This window comes from Bradyrhizobium sp. GCM10028915, from assembly GCF_042666195.1.
Classification (GTDB): domain Bacteria; phylum Pseudomonadota; class Alphaproteobacteria; order Rhizobiales; family Xanthobacteraceae; genus Bradyrhizobium; species Bradyrhizobium canariense_D.
The window spans coordinates 628336-652322 of sequence record NZ_JBHTFN010000065.1; the positions used below are offsets into that span (position 1 = coordinate 628336).

Consider the following 23987-nt stretch of genomic DNA (forward strand, 5'->3'; position numbering starts at 1 on the left):
TGTGGCGGTGTTATGGTCGCGGTCTGGGGAGAGCGTACGTTGCGTGGGGGCGTGTGTATGGTGGGGCATGGCTACGCGATATTCGACACGACCATAGGGCGCTGCGGCATCATCTGGAGCAGCACCGGGGTCGTCGCCGTGCAGTTGCCGGAGGCGCGGGAGATCGACACCCGCCGCCGGATTTTCCAGATCCATCCCGAGGCACGCGAGCAGCGGCCTTCCGCGAACGCCGAGTTCGCGATCGAGGGCATCGTGAGCTTGCTGCAGGGCAGCGATGCCGATTTTTCCGAGGTCAGCCTGGACGCGAGCGGGGTGCCCGGCTTCAACCGGCGGGTCTACGAGGCGGCCTGCGCCATCCCGCGCGGGGAGACGCGCACCTATCACGAGATCGCCAAGGCGCTGGGCGCCTCCGGCGCGGCGCATTCGGTGGCCCAGGCGATCGCGAAAAATCCCTACATGCTGATCGTACCCTGTCACCGGGTGCTGGAGGCCGGCAATTACACCGACCGGCTCTCGCCCTATGGCGGCGTAATCTCCAAGCGGCGGCTGCTGTCGCTGGAGGGCACCCATCCGATCGCCAGCAAGACGCTGTTCGACGTCCTGCTGCCCGTTGCCCCACCGAGACCCTCCACCTAGATAGGCGGGATGGATGCAACAACGCTGCTGACCACCCCCTCGATGACCGTCTCCGAGTTTCGCTGCGACGCGGGACCGGACGACAGCCCGTTTGCGGAGTGCCGCACCGGCCATTCCATCGCCTATGTCCGCGCCGGCAGCTTTGGCTGTCATTGCCGCGCCGGCTTCTTCGAGCTGGTGGCGGGCTCGATGCTGGTCGGCGCGCCAGGCGAGGAATACACCTGCACACATGAGCACGTCGCCGGCGACGTCTGCCTGTCCTTTTTCCTCAGCGAGGATCTGGTCGACGCGCTCGGCGGCCGGCGCGACGTCTGGCAGGTTGGCGCGACGCCACCGCTGCCCGAGCTGATGGTGCTGGGCGAGCTCGCCCAGACGGCGGCAGATGGCAACAGCGACCTCGGTCTCGACGAGGTCGGGCAGATCCTCGCCGGTCGTTTCGTCGATGTCGTGTCGGGCAAGGCGCGCAAGCCGACGACACCGACGGCGCGTGATCGCCGCCGCGCCGTGGAAGCCGCGCTCTGGATCGACGCCAACTCGCATGCCGAGGTCGACCTCGAACAGGCGGCGCGGCAAGCAGGCCTCAGCCCCTTCCACTTCCTGCGGCTGTTCTCCGCCGTGCTCGGCGTCACTCCGCATCAATATTTGGTGCGCTCGCGGCTGCGGCATGCGGCGCGGCTGCTGACTGACGACGACATCGCAGTCACCGACATCGCCTATGACGTCGGCTTCGGCGATCTCTCCAACTTCGTCCGCACCTTTCACCGCGCCGCCGGCGTCTCGCCGACCAAGTTCCGCCAGGCCTCGAAGGGAGAGCGCAAGATTCTCCAAGAGCAGCTTGCCCTCAACTGACTAGGTTCGTCTCCGGCGCGCGCCGATTGCGGCGCGCTTTGGCAATGGAGACGACCATGTACGATCATATCGGATTGCGCGTTGCCGACCTCGACGCCGCCACGCGCTTCTACACCGCGGTGCTGGCGCCGCTCGGTTATGTCCTGTGCTCGAGTGGCGATGGTTATGCCGGCTTCGGGCCGAGGGGCGAGCCGGCGCTGTGGCTGCACTTGAACAAGGGGCGCAAAGCCGATGGCGTGCACATCGCGTTTCGCGCGGGGGATCATGACGCGGTCAAGGCATTCCACAGCGAGGGCTTGAAGAGCGGTGGCCGCGACAATGGCGGCGCCGGCCCGCGCAAGGATTACAGCCCGACTTACTACGCGTCGTTTTTGATCGATCCCGATGGCAACAATGTTGAGGCGGTCTGTGTGTGAACGCGGCAGCCCTCACCACACACACACTGTCATGCCCCGGCTTGACCGGGGTATCCAGTACGCCGCAGCTCCTCGATTCAATCACAGCGGCCTCTGGAATACTGGATCGCCCGATCGAGTCGGGCGATGACAGCTGAGATGACGGCGCTATCGCTCGCTTCTCTACATCAAAGGACTCAACCATGGCCTCCATCCACAACGACATTCCCCTCAACGCCCCAGCGCGCGACGTCTGGGACGCGGTGCGCGATTTCGGCGCGCTGCATCGGCGGTTGGCGCCGGGCTTCGTCACGGCCTGCACGCTCGACGGCGACACGCGCATCGTCACCTTCGCCAACGGATCGGTGGCGCGCGAGGTGCTGGTCGATTGCGACGATGCCGGGCGGCGGCTGGTCTACGCGATCAACAACGAGCGGCTGAAGCATTACAGCGCCTCGGTGCAGGTGATCGCCGAGGGCGAGGCGAGATGCCGCCTGGTCTGGATCATCGACATGCTGCCGAACGAGCTCGCGCCCTATGTGCAGGGACAGACCAAGGACGCCGTCGCCGCCATACACCGCGCGTTTCCGGCCGCAGCTGCGTGATCTTTCTCACAGAGCCCAGCCCTCGTCCGCAATAACGATGGCGCCGTGCGTCCGGTTGGCTCCGCTCTCCCGGCGGCGCCACGCGCGCGAGGAGCAGGCCATGAGAGGTGCGGACAAGGTGATCTGCCAGGCGGCCGCCGTGCTGCTGATGTTTTCGATTTCGAGCGCGCCGGCAAAGGCGCAGTTCTTCGGCGGCGGCGGTGCCGGCGGCGAGGACATAATGACCCAGATGGCGCCGATGCTCGAGATGATGAAGGCCAAGATGGGCAAGCGCCGCTTCGGCATGATGATGCAGACCATGGGCCCGATGATGAGCCGCATGATGGAGAATGGCGGTGGTGGTCTTGGCATGATGGGCGGCGGTGGCATTGGCGGCCTCGGCGCCGGCAACCTCGGCGGCGGTTTCGGCGCGCCCAATTACGGCGGCTACGCGCCGATGGGTGGAGGCGGCACCATGCCGGCCGGAATGGGCGGCATCGGCGGCGGCGATATCATGGGCATGCTCGGCGGCGCCGGTGGCGGCGACATGATGGCGATGATTCCGCAACTGATGCGGCTCGCCAATGTCGGCGGTGGTGGCGGCCATCGCCGCCACAGGCACCGCTAGTCCGCGGCGGCCGACAGAGCCGGCCTGATCGCAGGTTTGGTTTGGCGCGGTCCCCAGCGTGTCAGCACCACGCTGGAGCACGAGAGCAGGCCGAGCACGACCATCGAGCTCGCCGCCAGCCAGAAGAAGCTTTGCGCGGTGGCATCATGCGTCGACAGCCACCAGCCGACAGCCGAGATGTAGATCAGCCGCGCGGTCTGCGCCAGCACCGGGCCGATCACCTTCGCAGCGCCCTGCGACGAGAAATACATCGTCGAGGCGAGGCCGATGAAGGCGTAGAACGGCGCCACTGTCGACAAATATTGGTGGCTGGTGGCGCGCACGGTCGCGCTGTCCGTGAAGATGTTGACCCAGAGATCGGGGAAGGCCGCGACCAGGCACGCCGGTGCACCGACGGCGACGAAGGCGCTCGCCGCTGCGATCCAGGCGATGCGCCGGGCGCGGGCGATGCGGCCGGCGCCGACCGCCATGCCGATCATCGGCACCGAGGCGATGCCGAACGAGAACGCGATCGAGGTCAGCAGGAATTCCAGCCGCGCACCGATGCCGTAGCCGGCCAGGATCGCGGTGCCGAATTTCGCAAGCATGTGAGTGAAGATCGAGATCGTCAGCACCGATTGCAGCGGCGAGAAGCAGGCGATGGCGCCCACTTTGAGGATGTCGAAAAACATCGCCCATTGGATGCGAAGTCCGCGCAGCTTCGGCGTCACGCGGGCGCGGCCGGAGAACAGGTACCAGCCCATCACGCCGATATTCATGCAATAGGCAATCAGCGCGCCGGCGGCGACGCCGCGCATGCCGAATTGCGGCACCGGACCGAGGCCGAGGCCAAGCGTGCCACCGAGCACGATCTGCCAGGCCGCGGAATTGAGGATCAACAGCGACGGCAGCTTCATGTTGCCGGTGCCGCGCAGGACGCCGGCCATGGTGTTGAGCAGCCAGGGCAGCACGGCGCCGCCGAAAAACACCTGGGTGTAGGCGATCGCATGCGTCAGCACGTCGCCGCGGCCGCCGAGCATCTCAAGCACCTTGGGCCCGAAGATCAGCATGCCCAGCATGAAGACGAGGCCGAAGCTGATGCCGATCAGCAGCGCGTGCGCGGCGAGCGTCCCGGCACGCTCGCGATCGCCCGCGCCGAGCGCGCGCGCGATGGCGGAGGCCACCGCGCCGCCCATCGCACCGCCTGACATGGTCATGGTCAGGATCACTGTCGGAAACACCAGCGCCATCGCGGCCAGCGCTTCCACGCCGAGCCGTCCGATATAGGAGGTCTCCGCAATTACCGTGCAAGTGCCGGCTGAGAGCGCGACCACGTTGGGCCAGGCCAGTCCGAGCAGCGTGCGCAGGATCGGCCCGTCCATCAGCGCGCTCCTCACGGGGCGCGGAGGCGGCGGCAGCGGACGCTCTTGTTCATCGACCGGGATTTCGGCGATGTCTGACATGTCCTCTCCGGGCAAAGCGCCATTTCCGGCGCAGCAATGCTTGGGTGTGCCAATGAATTGGTTCGCGCAGGGCGCAACAAGAGGCTTGTTAACACGACGCGCAGCGATTCCTCCTGCGCTAGGTGCAGGCGTGCCCTGCGGCAGCGCGGTGACGCCGTCGTCTACCCAATCGTCCAGAGCAATGGCGGACGACCGCTCGGTGTCGGGGACAGGTGCACGCCGATGTGCCGGCCGCACCCGGCCGCAAGCCCCTCGAACAAGCCCGCCAGCACCTTGGCGCAAGCGGAGTGGTTATCGGCGACGTCTTCCATCAACCTCCAGCTCTGCTGACGGATTTCGAACGTGCCCTCGGATTGCGTCGTCTCAGCCGCATCGTCCTGCGCGACAAACAGCGCGTTGAGGAACGTCGCGAATTCGCTCGCACCGCCGCGGCCCATCGACAGCGCCGCAGCGACCTCATCGAAATATTGCATCCCGATCAGCTTGCCCGTGAGGTGCAGGAGATAGCCCGCATCCTCCGGACCGAACAGCTGCACCATCACGGGCGCGGCGGTGCGCACATATTCCATCGCATAGTTGCGATAGGCTTTTTCCAGTCTCGGCCTTGGCCAGCTTGCGACCGGCAACACCGGAGCCGCGGCTGCATCGAACAGCGGGGCTTCGAGGTGCCGCGCGAACACGAGGCGCTGGTCGATCTCGAGGGGCTGGTCATATTGATAATAGTAGCCTTCGAGCCCGTCCTGGCCGTCGACGCTCTGCTTGGTGCAGACGAACCCCAATCTGGTATCGCCGAGCGCCACGCCGTTGTTGGCGTGCCAGCCGCGCAGCATCGCGCGCGAGACTTCGCCCGGCACGCCGCAGATGGCAGTGCCTTTCCAGATCCAGCGCGGCGGCGGATAGCGGATCCAGGCTTTGCGGTCGCTCTCATACATGTATTCGACGTGCACGCCGCCGATCCAGTTCGAGAGATAGTGATATTGCGCGGCTGCCACGGCGGGCGGCAGATGGCTCAGCCCGAGCTTCTCCAGCCCCGGCAGGAAGCGCTCCTGCTGCTGGCGGCGGAACACGCGAAAGACGAACTCCGCAGCATCTGCCGTGCCGCGACGCGTGACCACGGTGAGGATCAGACCGGTGAAGTAGGCGTGATAGAGATCGGCAACCGCGCGCCAGCGTTTCCATTGAGCTTCCTGCGCGGGGTCTGGTGCGGTCATGTTCGCTCCCGATCGTTGTTCTGATCGAGTGTGTCACTGCATCCGGTGACGGACAAGTTGAGCCGCACGCAGGGAGCCCTGCACGCCGGCGCGCCAATTCCGCATCACGAATTTTGCGCAGGCTTAGTTTGCGAGGCTTTGGCGGCACGCTCGCGCTCGACGCGCTCGGTGACGTCGCGTGCCATCGCCACCGATCCTTGCACCACTCCAGCGGCGTCCCGCACCAGCGCAAAGGTCATCTCGATGTAGAGCTTGCGTCCGTCCTTGTGCAGCGCGCGGGTCAGTGTCGGCTTGCCCGCAAGCTTCATCGCGCCGCTGGCAAGCGCGGCCTCGAAGCCTTTCCAATGCGCGGCGCGCAGATGTTCGGGAATGATCAGGTCGAGATTCTGGCCCAGCGCTTCGTCCGCCGAGAAGCCGAACAGTGCGGACGATGCGCGGTTCCAGCGCATGATGGTGCCGGAGCGATCCGAATAGATCAGCGCGTCGGCGACGTCGTCGAGGATTCTTGCGTCGAGTTCGGATTGATCTGTCATTTCGCCACCTCGGACGTAGCCCGGATTCGCTTCTCATCTTGACACAGATTCGGTGTCATCGCCCGACTTGATCGGGCGATCCAGTATTCCAGAGGCGGATGTGATCGAACCAATAGGCTACGGCGTACTGGATGCCCCGGTCAAGCCGAGGCATGACAGCGGAAGGTGAGGCTATCCCTACACCCGGAAATGCTTGCTCAGCTTCAGGCCCTGCGCCTGGTAGTTCGAGCCGATGCGCTGGCCGTACATGGCGTCGGGGCGGGCCAGCATCTTCTCGTAGACGAGGCGGCCGACGATCTGGCCGTGCTCGAGGATGAACGGCACCTCGCGCGAGCGCACTTCGAGCACGGCGCGCGACCCCAACCCGCCGGCGCCGGCATAGCCGAAGCCGGGATCGAAGAATCCGGCGTAGTGCACGCGGAACTCACCGACCAGCGGATCGAATGGCACCATCTCCGCGGCGTAATCGGGCGGCACCTGCACCGCCTCTTTCGACGCGAGGATATAGAACTCGCCGGGATCGAGGATCAGGCTGCCGTCGGGACGGGCCGAGATCGGCTCCCAGAAGTCCTCGACGGAATAGCCGGCGCGGCGATCGACGTCGATGACGCCGGTGTGGCGCTTGGCGCGGTAGCCGACGAAGCCGCCGCTCTTCTCGCCGGAGAGATCAACAGAGACGGCGACGCCGCCGGTGAGGTCGGCATCGTCGATATCGACGAGACGCTCGGTCGCGTGCAGCGCCTCGAGGTCGTCGATGTTGAGGATGGCATCCCCGGTGCGGAAGCGCACCTGGCTCAGGCGCGAGCCCTCGCTGACCAGCACCGGGAACGTCTTCGGGCTGATCTCGGCATAGAGCGGACCGTGATAGCCGGCACCGATCATGTCGAAGCGGCGGGTGCCGTCGGCGATCACGCGGGTGAAGACGTCGAGCCGGCCGGTCGAGCTCTTCGGGTTGGCGGCCGCGACGATTTCCGGCGGCAGCGCGAGGCTTTCAAGCAGCGGCACGATGTAGACGCAGTTGGTCTCCAGCACCGCGCCGTCGGCGAGGCTGAACTCGTGCAGCTTCAACTCGTCGATGCGCTCGGCGACCGTGGCGCCGGGACCGGGCAGGAAGCTGGCGCGAACGCGATAGGCGATATCGCCAAGACGCAAATCGAGGCTCGCCGGCTGGATCTGGCTTTCGACGAAGTCGTAAGCGGGCAGGATGAGACCGCCCTCCGCCATCGCCGCGATCATGCGGTCGGGCAGGATACCATTGGCGTCGGCGGCGACCGTGAACGTCAACCCGGGGTCCTCATCAGGGATCAAACACATCCCGACATGCGGGAAATATGAGCGTTTTACGGCTATCCGATGGACGTCTTGACGGAAAGGGCATTGCGGAATATGAGCATGACTTATCCCGTGGTGATTTGAGCCGGCCGGCTTGCAGCCACGTTAAATAAGTCGCTAAACAGGCCGGGGACCTCTGTGATCCCGGCCCGTGGAGATATTCCAGGCCGGTTTTTTTGTGACCATTCTCGATGGTCACTTCAGGAGGTCCTATGTCGAAGTCCCCGGCGCCAACCGCCCACTACCGTCCCGAAACTCGCCTGGTTCATTCCGGCACCTTACGCTCGCAATATGGCGAGACGTCGGAGTCGCTGTTCCTGACCCAGGGCTACGTCTACAACAGCGCTGAGGAGTGCGAGGCGCGGTTCAAGGGCGAGGACCCCGGCTTCATCTATTCACGCTACTCCAATCCAACCATCTCGATGTTCGAGCGCCGCATGATCGAGCTCGAAGGCGCCGAAGCGGCACGTTCGGCCGCGACCGGCATGGCCGCGGTGACGACCGCGATCCTGGCGCCGCTCAAGGCCGGCGATCACGTCGTGGCCTCGCGCGCGCTGTTCGGCTCGTGTCTCTACGTCGTGCAGGATTTACTGCCGCGCTACGGCATCGAGACCACGCTGGTCGACGGCCTCGATCTCGACCAGTGGCAGCGCGCCATGAAGCCGAACACCAAGACGTTCTTCCTGGAGAGCCCGACCAATCCGACGCTCGACGTGCTCGACATTCCCGGCATTGCCGAGATCGCGCATAGTGGCGGCGCGCGGCTCGTCGTCGACAACGTGTTCGCCACCCCGATCTGGCAGAGCCCGCTCGCGCTCGGCGCCGACGTCGTGGTCTATTCCGCGACCAAGCACATCGACGGCCAGGGCCGCTGTCTCGGCGGCATCATCCTGTCCTCGGAAGCGTTCATCGCCGAGCACATCCACAATTTCATGCGCCAGACCGGCCCGTCGATCTCGCCGTTCAACGCCTGGGTCCTGCTCAAGGGGCTGGAGACGCTCGCCGTGCGCGTGCGCGCGCAGACCGAGACGGCGGCGCGCATCGCGGACGTGCTGGCGAGCCATCCGAAGATTTCGCGGCTGGTGTTTCCCGGCCGCGCCGATCATCCGCAGGCTGCATTGGTGAAGAAGCAGATGCGCGGCGGCTCGACGCTGGTCGGCCTCGAGGTCAAGGGCGGCAAGCAGGCGGCGTTCCGCGTGCTCAACGAGCTCAAGCTCGCCAAGATCTCGAACAATCTCGGCGACGCCAAGAGCCTCGTCACCCATCCCGCGACCACGACGCATCAGCGTTTGAAGCCGGAGGACCGCGCCGCGCTCGGCATCAGCGAAGGATTCATCCGCTTCTCGGCAGGCCTCGAGCACGCGGACGATCTGATCGAGGATCTGACCGCGGCGCTGGAGAAGGCGTGAGTTATTGTCGTCCCGGCCTAGTGCGCAATTGCGCATGGGGGCCGGGACGACAAGTCACATTGGCCGGTACGTCCGCACGTCCGCGGGCACGTTCACGCCGAGCTTGATCTGGCCGACGGAGCGAATGATGTCGTCGCCGAGGAGCTGGGCGAAGCAGGCATAGCCCCAATCGTTCATGTGCAGTCCGTCGGCGATCACGAAACTCTCGACCGGAAGCGATTGCTTCTCGTGCCAGTCGCGCATCACCTCGAAGCGCGGGAAGATGCCGACGTGACGGAGCTCGGCGACCTTGCCGAGCAGCTTCACCATCTTGCCGGCGCTCTCGGCGCGCTGGTTGACGGCGGGCGAATATTGCGGATCGACCAGCACGATGTCGGTGCCGCCGGTGGCCTGGATGCGAGCGATGCCGTCCTCGACCAGTTTGGCGGTCTCGCCAGGATCGAGATTGCGCAGCACGGCATTGGTGCCGACCTGCCAGATCACCAGATCCGGATGCACGTCGATCACCTCTTTCTGGAGACGCTTCATCATCTCGGGCGCATCCTCGCCGCCGACGCCGGCATTGACGACGGTGATGTCGGCGGTCGGATAGTGCCGGTGCAGCTGCGCGGCAAGGCGATTGGGATAGTTGAACTCCGGCGAGCTCGCGCCGAATCCCGCGGTCGACGACGAGCCGAACGCGACGATGACGACGGGCTGGCCGGCGACGAGCTTGCCCGCGACATGCGGCAGCGAGCCCATCGCCTTCGAGCCGCCCTTCGGCGACAGGCAGGGCACGCGGCTAAAGATGTCGCCGGCGGATTTCGCGACCTGCTTCACCTTGTCGATGGCGCGCGCCGTGATGCCGCGCTGGTCGGGGGACGTCGCTGCGACGGTGGTCTGGGACGGTGAAGCGGGAGCCGGATCAGCCGACTGCTGCGGGGCCGGTGTTGCCTGCGCGGCCTGCGTCTGCGCGTGGGACTGCGAGGCCGGACTCAGCAACAGCAGCACCGCTGCTGCGGGCACAGCCAGCCATGCCGTCAGGCAAAAAGGGCGGAGAGAACTCATTAACGCTAGACCTCAATTTTGCTGCTGGGCCGGCTCCAGATGGGCAGCGTCGATCAGGAACTGTGCCAACGCCCGGCCAAGGCAATCATGGACCTGCTTCGCCAACTCGGGCCCGCGCGACGGGCTGAATAGGTCGAACTGACCCTGATCATTCCACTGCCGCATGATCGCGAACCGATCGAACAGCGGAATATCGTGCTCCTGCGCCACCACCCGCATATTGTCGAGGTATGGCGGCACCGAGATCATGGTTTCGGTACGCGGACTGTACTGCAAATTCATCAAGACGACGTCAGCCCCTGCCTTTTGCAACGCAACAACCCCTTCGGTCACCGCGCCACGAAAATCATCGGGATCGATGGCTCGGATAGCATCGACAGTCCCGGTCTGCCAGATGACCAAAGTAGGCGTTTTTGCTTCCATCAGCTTAACGAAGCTGGCAGCCGCCTCCTCGGCCGTTTTCTTGCTCTGTATTTCTACGGAGACGTGCACAGTCTCGGACGGCGGCAGCTTGTCCTTCAGGATGGCCTGCATCCGCGCCGGATAAGAGGCGTCCTCGGAAGCCGGAATCGTGGTCGAGCGACTGCCGATGACCAGGATTTCGAGCGGCTTGCCGGCCTTCACGGCATCGGCGACCTTGGGAAGCTGGCTTTCGCTGGTGAGCAGATAGGACGGCACTTCACAGGCTGCGGGCGCGGCTGAAGCAGCCGGCGCAGCATCGTCCGCGCGCGCCGGAGGCGCGGCGAGACCACCGCACAGCAGGATCAGGCTCAGGAAAACCTTCGCCTTCATCAGCCCCCTCCCGCCATATCGGCGCTGCCGACGGCGCTTTTGGTTTTCGAACCGCTCTTGTCAGCCACCCGCTTGTACCACGAAATCAGCCAGGCCATGGCCCACATGATCAGGATTCCGGAGAGACTTATTAGCGCATGCATGACCGGGCCGCCCGAGACTTCGGCCAGGATGAAATGGCCGGCAAAGGCGAGGAAGACGCCGAGACAGAATATCTCCAGGGAATGCGAGCCGCACAGGATCAGCGGCCGCAGCCAGGGCGATTTCAGGCCCGGCCAGTCCCGGGGCAGGACGCGCACGGTGAGCGCGGCCAGCGCCAGGAAATGCGTGAAGCGCAGCACGTCAAGGTCGGCCTTGTCGATCGGATACATCCACTGCTCGAGCCGCTTCGGCATGAAGTGGGAGAGCTGCGGCAGATACCAGGTCAGCGTCACGTAGAATGCCCCAACCAGATAGGCGATCGCGATCCACATCGTCACCCGCGAAGCCAGAATGTGCGACATGCGTCGCGCACCCCCGAGCGCGCACCATGCCCCGAACACGAACAGCAATTGCCAGGCGAAGGGATTGAAGGCCCAGAAGCCGTTCGGATAGGCCGACAGATAGAGGTCGTATTCCCAGGTCACCGCGTAGAGCGCGACCGAGAGGCCGAGCGTCACGTCGGGGCGCCACTTCATCAGCCACAGGATCAAGGGCAGCGCCAGCATCAGCACGATGTAGAGCGGCAGCACGTCCATGTTGACCGGACGGAAGCGCAGCAGCAGCGCCTGCACGATCGTGACGTCGGGCTGCTTGAGGAAATCCATGATGCCCATCTCTTCGGTGTAGAGCGGGTTCTCGAACCTGGTCGCGACGTAGGAGATTTCGGCAAGGAAGATCGTGAACAGGAAGACGTGGGCGACATAGATCTGCCAGACGCGCCGCAGGATGCGCGCGGTGGCGACGACGATGCCGGACTCCAGCATCGCCCGACCGTAGACGAAGGCGGCGGTATAGCCGGAGATGAAGATGAAGATCTCGGTGGCGTCGCTGAAGCCGTAATTGCGGATCGTGAACCAGGTCAGAAGGCTCGGCGGCAAATGGTCGATGAAGATCAGCCACAGCGCAAGGCCGCGGAATAGGTCGAGCCGGAGCTCGCGCTCGCCGATGGCGGGCAGCGAAATGGCCGGCGCGGCCGCGCGCCGCTTCGCTCCCGCGGATTTGACCTCCACAGGTTTAGCGGTTCCCGCGATCGTCGATCCCGTCACTTGGTCGGCAATGGTCATCGGGGGCCTAAAAACCCTTCCGCAAATCGCGACGTGGCAAGGAGTGTACCGGTCCGGCCGTCATCTCGCAAAGCGACCGGATCACAAGCAAGTACATTTGCAAGCCCATTTGGACGTGTACTTCCCTGCGAATTCTGGCGGGACGATGTCGCCAAGGCGTCTCCGGCGTTTGGTTCCGGAGCGGTTTTCGGTATGATGGCAATCATGTACCGCGCCGTGACCCGCCAGATCGAAGTGACCGTCGAGCCGAACTTTGTTCCGGAGCAGTCGTCGGCCGACCGCTCCCGTTATTTCTGGGCCTACACCGTCGTCATCACCAATTCCGGCGACGAGACCGTGCAGCTCAAGACGCGGCACTGGATCATCACCGATGCCACCGGCCGGCAGCAGGAGGTGAAGGGCGAGGGCGTCGTCGGCGAGCAGCCGACGCTCGCGCCTGGCGAACGCTTCGAATACACCTCGGGCGTGCCGCTCACGACCGCCTCGGGCTTCATGACCGGCCGCTACCAGATGGTCAGCGCGACCGGCGAACGCTTCGAGATCGACGTGCCCACGTTCTCGCTGGACAGCCCGGACAACAAGCGGGTGTTGAATTAGGGCAGGAGATGGTGGGCGCGCTCCGCTTTGGCCGACCCTATCGCACCTGCAGGCTAACGCCTTACGCGTCTTCCACGCCTGCTTCATCCGGCGTGAACTCGTACACCGAGCTGCAGAACTCGCAGGTCACGACGACCTTGTCGTCCTTGACCATCGCGGCACGGTCGTCAGACGAAAAGCTCTTTAGCATCGATGCCACCGCATCGCGCGAGCAGGAGCATTGCGCCTTCAAGGGCAGCGGATTGAACACGCGCACGCCGCGCTCGTGGAACAGGCGGTAGAGCAGCCGCTCCCCGGACAGCTCCGGATCGATCAGCTCAACGTCTTCGACGGTCTCGATCAGCGAGCGTGCCTCGACCCAGGCATCGTCTTCAGCGACGGCGTGCACTTCGACGCCTTCGGGCGCATCGCCGGGATGCAGATCGGCCTGCCGCGCACGCTCGGGCGCCTTCGGCAGGAACTGCATCAGCATGCCGCCAGCACGCCAGCGATGCTTGCCGCCGTCGTTCGAACGCCATTCCTCGCCGACAGCGAGACGCACGCGTGTCGGGATCTGCTCGGAGCGCAGGAAATATTCGTGAGCGGCGTCTTCGAGGCTGCCGCCGTCGAGCGCGACCAGGCCCTGGTAGCGGCTCATGTCGGGGCCTTGGTCGATGGTCATGGCGAGATGACCGTGGCCCAGCAGCGCGCCGGAATGCGTGCCAGTATCTTTGGCCTCGCCGAGGCGCGCGGCGTCGTAGCGCGCATAGGCGCGCAGGCGATCCGGCGCCTGATAGTCCACGACCAGGAACGACACCGGACCGTCGGTCTGGGCCTGGAGAATGAAGCGGCCCTCGAACTTCAGCGAGGAGCCAAGCAGCGTGGTCAGCACGATGGCCTCGCCGAGCAGCTTGCCGACCGGCGCGGGATAATCGTGCTTGGTCAGGATTTCGTCGAGCGCCGGACCAAGCCGCACCAGCCGACCGCGCACATCGAGCGCGTCGACCTCGTAGGGCAGCACGGCGTCATCGATCGGAACCGCGGATGGCGCGCGAACCGGGCCTTCAGGCCCGGTTTTCATATCAGGGGATTGGGAAACCATGGCGCTTTATCTGGGGTCGGAAGGCGGAATTGGAAGGGGGTGCGGGCTGAGGTCCGGAATGCAGAACGGATCGTACGCAACCAGGGCAAATTCATCGTCGTCCTGGCGAAAGCCAGGACGACGATGAAGACCTACTTCGCCGGCACGGCGGATACCGGCCCGGATTACTTCACCGCGTCGAAGCACCAGGCCAGAATGCCCTTTTGCGCGTGCAGGCGGTTTTCGGCCTCGTCGAACACGACGGATTGTGGACCGTCGATCACCTCGTCGGTGACCTCCTCGCCCCGATGGGCGGGCAGGCAGTGCATGAACAGCGCATCCGGCTTGGCAAGCGACATCAGCTGCGCATTGACCTGATAGGGCTTGAGCACGTTGTGGCGGTGCTCGCCTTCCTTGTCGCCCATCGACACCCAGGTGTCGGTCACGACACAATCGGCGCCGCGCACGGCGGCTTCGGCATCCGTGCCGAGCATGATCGGCGCGCCGGTCGCCTTGATGAAGTCGCGCATCGCCTTTTTCGGCGCGAGCTCCGGAGGCGTCGCGACATTGAGCTGGAACTTGAAGCGCTCGGCGGCGTGCGCCCAGGAGGCGAGCACGTTGTTGTCGTCGCCGGTCCAGGCCACGGTCTTGCCCTCGATCGGGCCGCGATGTTCCTCGTAGGTCATGAGGTCCGCCATCACCTGGCAGGGATGCGAGCGGCGCGTCAGGCCGTTGATGACGGGCACGGTGGCGTTTGCCGCAAGCTCCAGCAGCGCATCGTGATTGAGAATGCGGATCATGATGGCGTCGACATAGCGCGACAGCACGCGCGCGGTGTCGGCGATGGTCTCGCCGCGGCCGAGCTGCATTTCGGCGCCGGTGAGCATGATGGGCTCGCCGCCGAGCTGGCGCATGGCGACGTCGAAAGACACCCGCGTCCGCGTCGAGGGGCGCTCGAAGATCATCGCCAGGGTCTTGCCTTCGAGCGGCCTGACCGGCTGATGCGCCTTCTGCTTCGCCTTCATCGCGGAGGACGCAGCGAGCATGCGCTTGAGCTCCGACAGCGGCAGCTCGTTGATATCGAGGAAGTGCTTCGGTGTTTTATCGGGCGACTTGCTCATCAGCTTGCCGCCCGCTTGTTGCCGGACAACGCAGTGCAGGCGCGCTCGAGCCGCCCGACGCTGTCCTCGATCTCGGCTTCGGTGACGATCAAAGGCGGCAGGAAACGCACGACATTGTCGCCGGCACCGACGGTGAGCAGCTTTTGGTCGCGCAAGGCTGCAACGAGATCGCCGGAGGGCACCACGGCCTTGATGCCGATCAGGAGGCCCTCGCCGCGCACTTCGCTGACGACATCGCCGTGACGGTCGATCACGGAGGCGAGCTTCTGCTTGAGCAGCAGCGACATCCTCTGCACGTGGTCGAAGAAGCCGGGCTTGAGCATGACGTCGAGCACGGCGTTCGCAGCCGCGATCGCGAGCGGATTGCCCCCGAAGGTCGAGCCGTGCGAGCCCGGCGTCATGCCGGACGCCGCTTCCGCGGTCGCAAGGCAGGCGCCGATCGGGAAGCCGCCGCCGAGCGCCTTGGCCAGCGACATCACGTCGGGTTCGACGCCAAGGCGGCGGTACGCGAACAGATCGCCGGTGCGGCCCATGCCGGTCTGCACCTCGTCGAAGGCGAGCAACAGACCCTTCTCGTCGCAGAGCTGGCGCAACGCCCTCAGGAAGGCGGGCGTTGCCGAACGCACACCGCCCTCGCCCTGGATCGGCTCGATCAGGATGCCGGCGGTCTGCGGACCGATTGCCTTTTTCACGGCATCGAGATCGCCATGCGCAACCTGGTCGAAGCCCTCCATCGGAGGGCCGAAACCTTCGAGATATTTTGCCGATCCCGTTGCGGCCAGCGTCGCCAGCGTGCGGCCATGGAAGGCGCCTTCGAAGGTGATCATGCGATAGCGGTCGGGATGACCCTTTGCGGCGTGATAACGGCGCACGACCTTGATCACGCATTCCAGCGCTTCGGCGCCGGAATTGCAGAAGAACACGAAATCCGCGAAACTTTCATTGCACAGGCGGGCGGCGAGCTTTTCGCCGTCCGGGCTCTGGAACAGATTCGACATGTGCCAGAGCTTCGTGGCCTGCTCCTGCAACGCCGCGACCAGCGCCGGATGGGCATGGCCGAGCGCATTCACCGCCACCCCGGAGGTGAAATCGAGATAGCGCTCGCCATTGGTCGCGATCAGCCAGCAGCCTTCGCCACGCTCGAAACCAAGGTCGGACCTGGCGAAAACGGGGAGCAAATGCGGCGCTGCGCTGTTAGTCATGATGGTCACTTGAATGTTGCGGACGGAGTGAGCGTGCATTGCGCAACGCACCATCGACCGGCCCGGAAAACGAAACGTGCCGCCTCTTGAGGGCGGCACGTGCGACTATCTTAGGCCTGGTGAAACGGGTGTCAATGCCGCCCGGAAAGCCTCGCGAAACGCTGAATCCGTAGTCTTGCGGTGCCGATTTTGCGGGATATGGCCACGGAACATGTGGAAGCGAGTCGGCGGACTCTTGCGCGGGAGTCACGCCATATTGTAGCGTTTGGATTGTCAGATACGACATCTCGTGCAGTGGTTCTGATCTTTAAGTCCTTATGTACCGGCGTAAACGTTCGGGCGTTCAAGACGCGCCCGGCGAGCCTTAAGGGATTCTGGCGGCACGGGTTTTTGAAGGCTTAGGCATTCGCTGCGAGGCCCCAGGATGGCTGGCGCGCAGCGAGGGAAAGGGTGCAATGACGGTTTTGACCTGGTCCGATGATCGCGTCGAGCAGCTGAAAAAGCTCTGGGAGGCCGGACTTTCGGCCAGCCAGATCGCGGCGGAGCTCGGCAATGTGACCCGCAATGCCGTGATCGGCAAAGTGCACAGGCTCGGCCTTTCGGGCCGCGCCAAGAGCCCATCATCGGCAGCGCCGCGGCCGCGCAAGGCGCGCCCCGCGCAGCACATGATGCGGGTGAGCCGCCCGATCTCGCGCGGCAACACCGCGCTGGCGCAGGCCTTCGAGGTCGAGGCTGAGCCGGATCCGGTCACCTACGACAACGTGGTGCCGATGAGCCAGCGGCTGTCGCTGCTGGAATTGAACGAGGCGACCTGCCACTGGCCGGTCGGCGATCCCTCGAGCCCGGACTTCTTCTTCTGCGGTGGAAGGGCGCTGTCCGGACTGCCCTATTGCGCCCAGCACTCGCGCGTTGCGTACCAGCCCGCGTCGGATCGGCGCCGCGCACCGGTAAAGCCGGGTCCCCGTTAGTCGTCACGCGAAGACAGTTCAACAATTTCAGTGTCGTCCCGGCCTAGTGCGCAATTGCGCACGGGGGGCCGGGACCCATACTCCGAGCACGCAATAATCGTGCGGAAGGGGTCACTCCGAGTCTTCGCCAAACCACGTTCGGTGGTTATGGGTCCCGGATCAGCGCTCGCTTCGCTCGCTTGTCCGGGACGACGGCTGAGAATGCAGGGACAGCTCGCCAACAAACAAGCCTGCAACCCTACACCTGCTCCGCCTTCGCGAAGCGATCATCCAGCGCGTAGCCGGCGCCGCGGACGGTGCGGATCGGGTCCTGCTCGCGGCCGAGATTGAGCAGCTTGCGCAGGCGACCGATATGCACGTCGACGGTGCGCTCGTCGATATAGATGTCGCGACCCCAGACGCTGTCGAGCAGCTGCTCGCGCGAGAACACGCGCCCCGGATGCTCCAGGAAGAACTCCAGCAGGCGATATTCGGTCGGACCGAGATCGATCGGCCGGCCCGAGCGCGCCACGCGGCGCTTGTCACGGTCGAGCTCGATGTCGCCAAAAGCAAGGACGGTGGCGAGGCGCTCCGGGCTCGCGCGCCGCAGCAGGCCTTTCACGCGCGCCAGCAGCTCCGGCACCGAGAACGGCTTGACGATGTAATCGTCGGCGCCGGTCGCAAGACCCCGCACCCGCTCGCTCTCCTCGCCGCGCGCGGTGAGCATGATGATCGGAAGCTGCTTGGTCTCGGGACGGGTGCGAAGCCGCCGGCACAATTCGATGCCTGACAGGCCCGGCAGCATCCAGTCGAGCACGATCAGATCGGGGATGTGCTCCTTGAGGCGGGTGTCGGCGTCGTCGCCGCGCATCACCGTCTCGACGTCATAGCCGTCGCCTTCGAGGTTGTAGCGGAGAAGCTCGGTCAGGGCTTCCTCGTCCTCAACCACCATAATGCGTGCGCCCATCGGGTCGTCGCTCCTTAAGTCTTCAGGTGTTCGGTACCGTGTTGGCAAAGGTCGTCATGTCGCCCTTCGGCCGCTTGTCGGTGATCGCCTGGCCCTCGATCATGTAGAACACGGTCTCGGCGATATTGGTGGCGTGGTCGCCGATCCGCTCGATGTTCTTGGCGCAGAACATCAAATGGATGCAGAACGAGATATTGCGCGGATCCTCCATCATGTAGGTGAGGAGTTCGCGGAACAGCGAGGTGCAGATGGCGTCGACTTCCTCGTCGCCCTTCCACACCGCCATCGCCGCCGGCAAATCATGCGCGGCATAGGCGTCCAGCACCGACTTGACCTGCTGCTGCACGAGGTCGGTCATGTGCTCGAGGCCGCGGAACAGCTTGAGCGGATGGAAGTCCGTCTCCAGCGCCGCAACCCGCTTGCCCATGTTCTTGGCGAGGTCGCCGATGCGCTCGAGATCGGTCGCGACGCGCATGGCGCCGACGATCTCGCGCAGATCGACCGCCATCGGCTGGCGGCGGGCGATGGTGAGCACCGCACGCTCCTCGATGCGCTTCTGCAGCGCGTCGAGCTCGGTGTCGATGGCGACGACGCGCTGGCCGAGCGGGACGTCGCGGCGGATCAGCGCGTCGACGGACTCGACGATCATGCGCTCGGCGATGCCGCCCATCTCGGCGACCAGGCGAGTGAGTTCCTGGAGGTCGGTGTCGAAGGCCTTTGCGGTATGTTCAGAACCCATGTCGCGTCTCCTAGCCGAACCGGCCGGTGATGTAATCCTGCGTGCGCCGATCGGACGGCGACGTGAAGATCTTGCTGGTGTCGTCGAACTCGATCAACTCGCCGAGATACATGAAGGCGGTCTTGTCGGAGACGCGCGCCGCCTGCTGCATGTTGTGGGTGACGATCGCAATCGTGTAATCCTCGGACAGCTCCTGGATCAGCTCCTCGACCTTGGCGGTCGAGATCGGGTCGAGCGCCGAACAGGGTTCGTCGAACAGGATCACCTCGGGCCTCACCGCGACGGTGCGGGCGATGCAGAGGCGCTGCTGCTGGCCGCCGGAGAGCGACAGGCCGGAGGCGTTGAGCTTGTCCTTGACCTCGTTCCACAGCGCGCCGCCGCGCAGCGCCTTCTCGACGCGGCCGTCCATCTCGGACTTCGAGATCTTCTCATAGAGACGGATGCCGAACGCGATGTTCTCGTAGATCGTCATCGGGAACGGCGTCGGCTTCTGGAACACCATGCCGACGCGGGCGCGCAGCAAATTGAGGTCCAGCCTGGGGTCGAGGATGTTGGTCTGATCGAGCATCAGCTGACCGGTGGCGCGCTGGCCGGGATAGAGGTCGTACATCCGGTTGAAGATGCGCAGCAGGGTCGACTTGCCGCAGCCCGACGGTCCGATGAACGCCGTAACACGGTTGGCGCCGAGCGTCAGGTTGATGTTCTTCAGCGCATGGTGCTCGCCGTAATAGAAGTTCAGGTTACGCACGGTCACCTTGGGGGGCGCCTCGGGCAGCACCGCCGCGTGCGGCAGTCCACCGGACGCGCTCATCGACACGGAAAGATCACTCATTTTGCGGTCCTCTCGGCGCCAAGGATGCGCGCGAAAATATTAAGGGCAAGAACGGTCAGGGTGATGAGCAGCGCCCCGCTCCAGGCCAACTGCTTCCAATAGGCATAGGGGCTCTGCACGAAGTTGTTGATGGTCACAGGCAGGTTCGCCATCGTCTTGTTCAGGCCGAGGCTGAAGAACTGGTTCGATAGCGCGGTGAACAGCAGCGGCGCGGTTTCACCGGCGACGCGAGCGGTCGCGAGCAGCACGCCGGTGATGAGACCCGATCGGGCAGCCCGATAAGCGATCCGCTTGATCACCAGCGAACGCGGCAGGCCGAGCGCCGAGGCCGCCTCGCGCAACGCGTTCGGCACCAGCAGCAGCATGTCCTCGGTCGTGCGCAGCACCACCGGGATCACGATGACCGCGAGGGCGAGCGAGCCTGCGATCGCCGAGAAGCCGCGCATCGGCACCACCACGGCGCCGTAGATGAACAGGCCGATGATGATCGACGGCGCCGAGAGCAGGATGTCGTTGATGAAGCGGATCACCGAGGTCAGCCGGTCATTGCGGCCGTATTCGGCGAGATAGGTGCCGGCGAACATGCCGAGCGGCGCGCCGATGCCGACGCCGATCACGGTCATGATCAGCGAGCCGACGATGGCGTTGAGCAGACCGCCCTCGTTCGATCCCGGTGGCGGCGTGTTTTCGGTGAACAGCTGGACATTGAGTCCCGCCAGCCCGTTGTAGAGCAGCGTGATCAGGATCAGCGCGAGCCAGGTGACGCCGAAGGCGGTTGCGGCGATGCAGAGCCCGCGGACGACGATGTCCTTGCGGCGGCGGCGTGAATAGATCGGATTCATGGCGCTAATTCCCCGCCTTCTTTTCCAGCCGCATCAGCATCAACCGCGCCGCTGCGAGCACGAAGAACGTCAGCACGAACAGCAGGAGGCCGAGCAGGATCAGACCGGACTGGTGCAGGCCGTCGCTCTCGGCGAACTCGGATGCGATCGCCGCCGAGATCGTGGTGCCCGGCGCAAAGATCGATGACGAGATCCGGAACGAGTTGCCGATGATGAAGGTCACCGCCATGGTCTCGCCGAGCGCGCGGCCCAGCGCCAGCATGATGCCGCCGATGACGCCGACCCGGGTGTAGGGGATCACCACGCTGCGGACGACTTCCCATGTGGTGCAGCCGACGCCGTAGGCGGCTTCCTTCAGGACCGGAGGCACCGTCTTGAACACGTCGACCGAGATCGAGGTGATGAAGGGCAGCACCATGATGGCAAGGATCAGCGCGGCATTGAACAGGCTGAGATAGGACGGGGGACCTGCGAAGATCGCGCCCAGCACGGGAACGCCGTCGAAGATCTTGATCATGAAGGGCTGGAACGTGTTGGCCAGGAACGGACCCAACACGAAGAAGCCCCACATGCCGTAGATGATCGAGGGAATACCGGCGAGCAGCTCGATTGCCATGCCGATCGGGCGGCGCAGCCATTGCGGGCAGAGCTCGGTGAGGAAGATCGCAATGCCGAGACCCACGGGAATGGCGATCAGCATCGCGATGAAGGAGGTGACGAGCGTGCCGTACATCGGCCCGAGCGCGCCGAGCACCGGCGGATCTGCGGAGGGCGCCCAGCGCTGCGTCCACAGGAAGGAGACGCCGTATTCTTTCATCGCCGGGAAAGCGCCGACGATCAGCGAAATGATGATGCCGCCGAGGATCAGAAGCACCGAGATCGCGGAGAGCCGCGTAATCCAGTAGAAGGTAACGTCGCCGAGCTTGAACGCGCTCAAGGCCTTGGCGCGGTTATACGGTCCGGCGTCGTCGATTACATCGCTCTGAACGGCCATCTCTGCCACGCCGATCCCCTGTACCAGATAGTATACGTTTTTTGTTGGTCCGTGCCCCGGATGCAGCGCAGCGCATCCGGGGGCACGAGCGTCGCGAACCTAGCTCTTGATGTCGGCAGCCCAGGTCTTCTCGATCAGCTGAACGACCGGATCCGGCATCGGGATGTAGTCGAGCTCTTCAGCCGCCTTGCCGCCGCTCTTGAAGGCCCAGCGGAAGAATTTGATGGCTTCCTGCGAGGCCGCCTTGTCGGTGGCGTCCTTGTGCATGAGGATGAAGGTCGCCGCCGTGATCGGCCAGGATTTCTCGCCGGGCTGGTCGGTCAGGATGACGTAGTAGCCGGGAGCCTTGGCCCAGTCGGCGTTGGAGGCGGCCGCCTGGAAGGCTTCGACGGTGGGCTGCACAGGCTTGCCGGCCTTGTTGATGAGACCGGTGTAGGTCAGCTTGTTCTGCTTGGCATAGGCGTACTCGACATAGCCAATCGAGTTCTTGGTCTGGCTGATGTTGCCGGACACGCCTTCATTGCCCTTGGCGCCGACGCCGACCGGCCACTCGACCGCGGTACCCTCACCGACCTTGCTCTTCCAATCCGCGCTGGCCTTGGCGAGGTAGTTGGTGAAGTTGAAGGTGGTGCCCGAACCGTCCGAACGGCGGACCACGGTGATGGCCTCCGAGGGCAGCTTCACGTTCGGGTTGAGCTTCTTGATCGCGGCGTCGTCCCATTTGGTGATCTTGCCGAGATAGATGCTGGCCAGCGTCTCGCCGTCGAACACCAGTTCACCGGGCTTCACGCCCTCGATGTTGACGACGGGCACGATGGCACCCATCACCATCGGCCACTGGACGAGGCCGTCCTTCTCGAGCTGCTCGGCCTTGAGCGGCGCATCGCTGGCGCCGAAGGTCACGGTCTTGGCCTGGATCTGCTTAATGCCGCCGCCGGAGCCGATCGACTGGTAGTTCAGACCGTTGCCGGTCTCCTTCTTGTAGGCGTCGGCCCATTTGGAATAGATCGGGAACGGGAACGTCGCGCCGGCTCCGGTGATGTCGGCAGCAAAGGCCGCCGTCGTCGATGCGGCGACCATGCCAGCAGCGACGAGTGTTTTGAGGAAATTCATGCTGGTCTCCATACAGGGGAGCGAAGCGCCATCCGCGCCCGATCGCGCTCCCCGTGCCGCCCCTTTAGGAGCGGACAGCTGAGCTTTTACGAAGGTTTGGTGACAGTCGGATGACAGTGTTAAGCAGCTGAAATCGCTGGAATTTAGCTCAGAGCCGCAGGCTTGCCCTGGGGAAAACAGGCGGTGAAAGTGGCGCCCTGTTTGGGCACGCTTTCGATCAAAAGCCGGCCGCGATGACGGTTAAGAATATGTTTCACCAGCGACAATCCCAGGCCGGTGCCGCCCTGCGAGCGGCTGTCGCCGACATCGACCCGGTAGAAGCGCTCGGTCAGCCGCGGCAGGTGCTCCGGCGCGATGCCGGGGCCGAAATCCCGGACCAGCACACGGATTTCCTGAGTTCCATCAGGGGCCGCGCCTGATATCAGCGACACGATAATGCGTCCACCGGAGGCGCCGTATTTGAGCGCGTTCTCGATCAAATTCTCGAACAGGCGGAGCAACTCCTCGCGGTCCCCCGCGATCAGCACCGGGGTCTCGGGCAGCTGGGTCTCGACCTCGACCTGGCGTTCCCGCGCCAGCGGTTCGAGCCCATCGGCGACCTGCAAGATGATCGGCAGCAGGTCGACCAGGGTGTCGGGCCGCACATGGGCCGACAGCTCCACCCGCGACAGCGACAAGAGATCGTCGATCAGGCGCGCCATCCGGGTGGCTTGGTTGTGCATGATGCCGAGGAAGCGCTCGCGCGCCTTGGGATCGTCCTTGGCCTGGCCCTGGAGCGTGTCGATGAAGCCGGACAGCGCGGCCAGCGGCGTGCGCAGCTCGTGGCTGGCATTGGCGACGAAATCGGCCCGCATTTCCTCGACCCGGCGCAGCGGCGTCTGGTCGTGAAAGGTCATCAGCATGCATTTGTCGGCGCCGCCAAAGGTGGTCGGCACCGGCACCGGCGTGATGGTCAGCTCCATCCAGCGGTCGACCGGGACATGGTCGAGATAGGTCGCGCGCCGCGGCTCGGTGGTCGCGATCGACTCGCGCAGCGCCGTGATGATCTCGGGCGAGCGCAGCGCGAACTGGGCGAGCTCATTCCGGCGCAGTGCCGGCGCGAGCTGGGCGGCTGCGGCGTTGAGATGGATGACGCGGCCGGCGCGGTCGAGCAGGACCGCGGGATCGGGCATGCCGGCGACCACTGCGGCGACCGCCGCGCTCTCGACCGGGTTGACGCGGCGGGTCTCTTCGCGCGAGGCGGCGGTATCGTGCAGGCGCCACGGGATCAGCGCTGCGGCCGCGATGCAGAGGAACACCGCAATCGCATGCAGCGCCGATAATTCCCCCAGCGAGACCACCACGGATAGCGCGAGCGCCGCGGCGATCAGGATGACGGTCGAGTGCCGCAGCCGGTCGGACCAGGGCGGGGAGGAGGGAGAAGTTGGGGCGTCGATCGCCATCGGGGCGG

The 23987-nt window shown here is 64.9% G+C and carries 25 protein-coding genes and 1 riboswitch; of the genes, 8 read left to right on the top strand and 17 right to left on the bottom strand.

Features of this window, described 5'->3' with window-relative positions:
* The first annotated feature begins 57 nt into the window (after positions 1-57).
* The 5 genes from ACFQX9_RS32645 to ACFQX9_RS32665 all read left to right on the top strand — a co-directional run bounded on the left by ACFQX9_RS32645 (position 58) and on the right by ACFQX9_RS32665 (position 3092).
* Positions 58-636: a methylated-DNA--[protein]-cysteine S-methyltransferase gene (locus ACFQX9_RS32645; protein WP_018456084.1), complete on the top strand. Its 579-nt coding sequence runs from the start codon at positions 58-60 to the stop codon at positions 634-636.
* A gap of 9 nt (positions 637-645) precedes the next feature.
* Positions 646-1485: a helix-turn-helix transcriptional regulator gene (locus ACFQX9_RS32650; RefSeq protein ID WP_247475103.1), complete on the top strand. Its 840-nt coding sequence runs from the start codon at positions 646-648 to the stop codon at positions 1483-1485.
* A gap of 56 nt (positions 1486-1541) precedes the next feature.
* Entirely contained in the window at positions 1542-1901 is a 360-nt protein-coding gene (locus ACFQX9_RS32655) for a VOC family protein (protein WP_368508869.1), read from the top strand.
* 182 nt (positions 1902-2083) lie between these two features.
* Positions 2084-2485 carry an SRPBCC family protein gene (locus ACFQX9_RS32660; RefSeq protein ID WP_085349693.1) on the top strand — a complete coding sequence of 134 codons (402 nt, stop codon included), beginning with the start codon at positions 2084-2086 and terminating at the stop codon, positions 2483-2485.
* Between the two features lie 100 nt (positions 2486-2585).
* Positions 2586-3092, top strand: a complete 507-nt coding sequence (locus ACFQX9_RS32665) for a hypothetical protein (RefSeq protein ID WP_026233082.1) — start codon at positions 2586-2588, stop codon at positions 3090-3092.
* Here the strand turns inward: ACFQX9_RS32665 and ACFQX9_RS32670 are convergent.
* The 4 genes from ACFQX9_RS32670 to ACFQX9_RS32685 all read right to left on the bottom strand — a co-directional run bounded on the left by ACFQX9_RS32670 (position 3089) and on the right by ACFQX9_RS32685 (position 7592).
* Positions 3089-4534 (bottom strand): MATE family efflux transporter, encoded by a 1446-nt coding sequence (locus ACFQX9_RS32670; RefSeq protein ID WP_085349691.1) that lies wholly within the window; start codon positions 4532-4534, stop codon positions 3089-3091. The genes ACFQX9_RS32665 and ACFQX9_RS32670 overlap by 4 nt on opposite strands.
* Before the next feature lie 161 nt (positions 4535-4695).
* Positions 4696-5745 (bottom strand): hypothetical protein, encoded by a 1050-nt coding sequence (locus ACFQX9_RS32675; RefSeq protein ID WP_377791554.1) that lies wholly within the window; start codon positions 5743-5745, stop codon positions 4696-4698.
* A 104-nt stretch (positions 5746-5849) separates the two neighbouring features.
* Positions 5850-6278, bottom strand: a complete 429-nt coding sequence (locus ACFQX9_RS32680) for a PAS domain S-box protein (protein WP_018456077.1) — start codon at positions 6276-6278, stop codon at positions 5850-5852.
* A gap of 177 nt (positions 6279-6455) precedes the next feature.
* The gene (locus ACFQX9_RS32685; protein ID WP_371827082.1) at positions 6456-7592 is read right to left on the bottom strand and encodes a 2'-deoxycytidine 5'-triphosphate deaminase; all 1137 of its coding nucleotides are present in this window, start codon (positions 7590-7592) and stop codon (positions 6456-6458) included.
* A gap of 80 nt (positions 7593-7672) precedes the next feature.
* Positions 7673-7752, top strand: a riboswitch (SAM riboswitch).
* Between the two features lie 70 nt (positions 7753-7822).
* Between ACFQX9_RS32685 and ACFQX9_RS32690 the strand changes: the two genes are divergently transcribed.
* Entirely contained in the window at positions 7823-9019 is a 1197-nt protein-coding gene (locus ACFQX9_RS32690; protein ID WP_007615678.1) for an O-succinylhomoserine sulfhydrylase, read from the top strand.
* A 54-nt stretch (positions 9020-9073) separates the two neighbouring features.
* Here the strand turns inward: ACFQX9_RS32690 and ACFQX9_RS32695 are convergent, their stop codons facing one another.
* Genes ACFQX9_RS32695 through ACFQX9_RS32705 form a run of 3 tightly spaced genes read right to left on the bottom strand, consistent with a single transcriptional unit; the run spans position 9074 to position 12123 of the window.
* Positions 9074-10066, bottom strand: a complete 993-nt coding sequence (locus ACFQX9_RS32695; RefSeq protein ID WP_026233081.1) for an SGNH/GDSL hydrolase family protein — start codon at positions 10064-10066, stop codon at positions 9074-9076.
* A gap of 12 nt (positions 10067-10078) precedes the next feature.
* Positions 10079-10858: a lipolytic enzyme gene (locus ACFQX9_RS32700; RefSeq protein WP_018456073.1), complete on the bottom strand. Its 780-nt coding sequence runs from the start codon at positions 10856-10858 to the stop codon at positions 10079-10081.
* A complete protein-coding gene (locus ACFQX9_RS32705) occupies positions 10858-12123 on the bottom strand; it encodes an OpgC domain-containing protein (protein ID WP_377791555.1) in 1266 nt (421 codons plus the stop codon). The genes ACFQX9_RS32700 and ACFQX9_RS32705 overlap by 1 nt, the downstream gene beginning before the upstream one ends.
* A 204-nt stretch (positions 12124-12327) precedes the next feature.
* Here ACFQX9_RS32705 and apaG point away from each other — a divergent pair, with 204 nt between their 5' ends.
* Positions 12328-12720, top strand: coding sequence for a Co2+/Mg2+ efflux protein ApaG (apaG, locus tag ACFQX9_RS32710; RefSeq protein WP_026233080.1), 393 nt, complete (start codon positions 12328-12330; stop codon positions 12718-12720).
* Positions 12721-12781: 61 nt separating this feature from the next.
* Here apaG and ACFQX9_RS32715 read toward each other — a convergent pair whose 3' ends face one another.
* From ACFQX9_RS32715 to ACFQX9_RS32725, 3 genes are all read right to left on the bottom strand, one after another.
* On the bottom strand, positions 12782-13801 hold the full coding sequence (locus ACFQX9_RS32715; protein WP_026233079.1) for an Hsp33 family molecular chaperone: 1020 nt from the start codon (positions 13799-13801) through the stop codon (positions 12782-12784).
* 164 nt (positions 13802-13965) lie between these two features.
* A complete protein-coding gene (gene argF, locus ACFQX9_RS32720; RefSeq protein ID WP_085349685.1) occupies positions 13966-14901 on the bottom strand; it encodes an ornithine carbamoyltransferase in 936 nt (311 codons plus the stop codon).
* Positions 14901-16103, bottom strand: a complete 1203-nt coding sequence (locus ACFQX9_RS32725) for an aspartate aminotransferase family protein (RefSeq protein WP_026233078.1) — start codon at positions 16101-16103, stop codon at positions 14901-14903. The genes argF and ACFQX9_RS32725 overlap by 1 nt, the downstream gene beginning before the upstream one ends.
* Before the next feature lie 455 nt (positions 16104-16558).
* Here ACFQX9_RS32725 and ACFQX9_RS32730 point away from each other — a divergent pair, with 455 nt between their 5' ends.
* The gene (locus ACFQX9_RS32730) at positions 16559-17071 is read left to right on the top strand and encodes a GcrA family cell cycle regulator (RefSeq protein WP_007597869.1); all 513 of its coding nucleotides are present in this window, start codon (positions 16559-16561) and stop codon (positions 17069-17071) included.
* Positions 17072-17309: 238 nt separating this feature from the next.
* Here the strand turns inward: ACFQX9_RS32730 and phoB are convergent, their stop codons facing one another.
* From phoB to ACFQX9_RS32765, 7 genes are all read right to left on the bottom strand, one after another.
* The gene (gene phoB / locus ACFQX9_RS32735; RefSeq protein ID WP_007597871.1) at positions 17310-18017 is read right to left on the bottom strand and encodes a phosphate regulon transcriptional regulator PhoB; all 708 of its coding nucleotides are present in this window, start codon (positions 18015-18017) and stop codon (positions 17310-17312) included.
* Between the two features lie 22 nt (positions 18018-18039).
* Positions 18040-18756: a phosphate signaling complex protein PhoU gene (gene phoU / locus ACFQX9_RS32740; protein ID WP_018456067.1), complete on the bottom strand. Its 717-nt coding sequence runs from the start codon at positions 18754-18756 to the stop codon at positions 18040-18042.
* Positions 18757-18766: 10 nt separating this feature from the next.
* Positions 18767-19588 carry a phosphate ABC transporter ATP-binding protein PstB gene (gene pstB / locus ACFQX9_RS32745; RefSeq protein WP_085349683.1) on the bottom strand — a complete coding sequence of 274 codons (822 nt, stop codon included), beginning with the start codon at positions 19586-19588 and terminating at the stop codon, positions 18767-18769.
* A complete protein-coding gene (gene pstA, locus ACFQX9_RS32750; protein WP_018456065.1) occupies positions 19585-20430 on the bottom strand; it encodes a phosphate ABC transporter permease PstA in 846 nt (281 codons plus the stop codon). The genes pstB and pstA overlap by 4 nt, the downstream gene beginning before the upstream one ends.
* A gap of 4 nt (positions 20431-20434) precedes the next feature.
* Positions 20435-21424 carry a phosphate ABC transporter permease subunit PstC gene (pstC, locus tag ACFQX9_RS32755; protein WP_377791606.1) on the bottom strand — a complete coding sequence of 330 codons (990 nt, stop codon included), beginning with the start codon at positions 21422-21424 and terminating at the stop codon, positions 20435-20437.
* A gap of 99 nt (positions 21425-21523) precedes the next feature.
* On the bottom strand, positions 21524-22537 hold the full coding sequence (gene pstS, locus ACFQX9_RS32760; RefSeq protein WP_085358361.1) for a phosphate ABC transporter substrate-binding protein PstS: 1014 nt from the start codon (positions 22535-22537) through the stop codon (positions 21524-21526).
* A gap of 143 nt (positions 22538-22680) precedes the next feature.
* Entirely contained in the window at positions 22681-23979 is a 1299-nt protein-coding gene (locus ACFQX9_RS32765) for an ATP-binding protein (RefSeq protein ID WP_018456062.1), read from the bottom strand.
* Positions 23980-23987 lie beyond the last annotated feature (8 nt).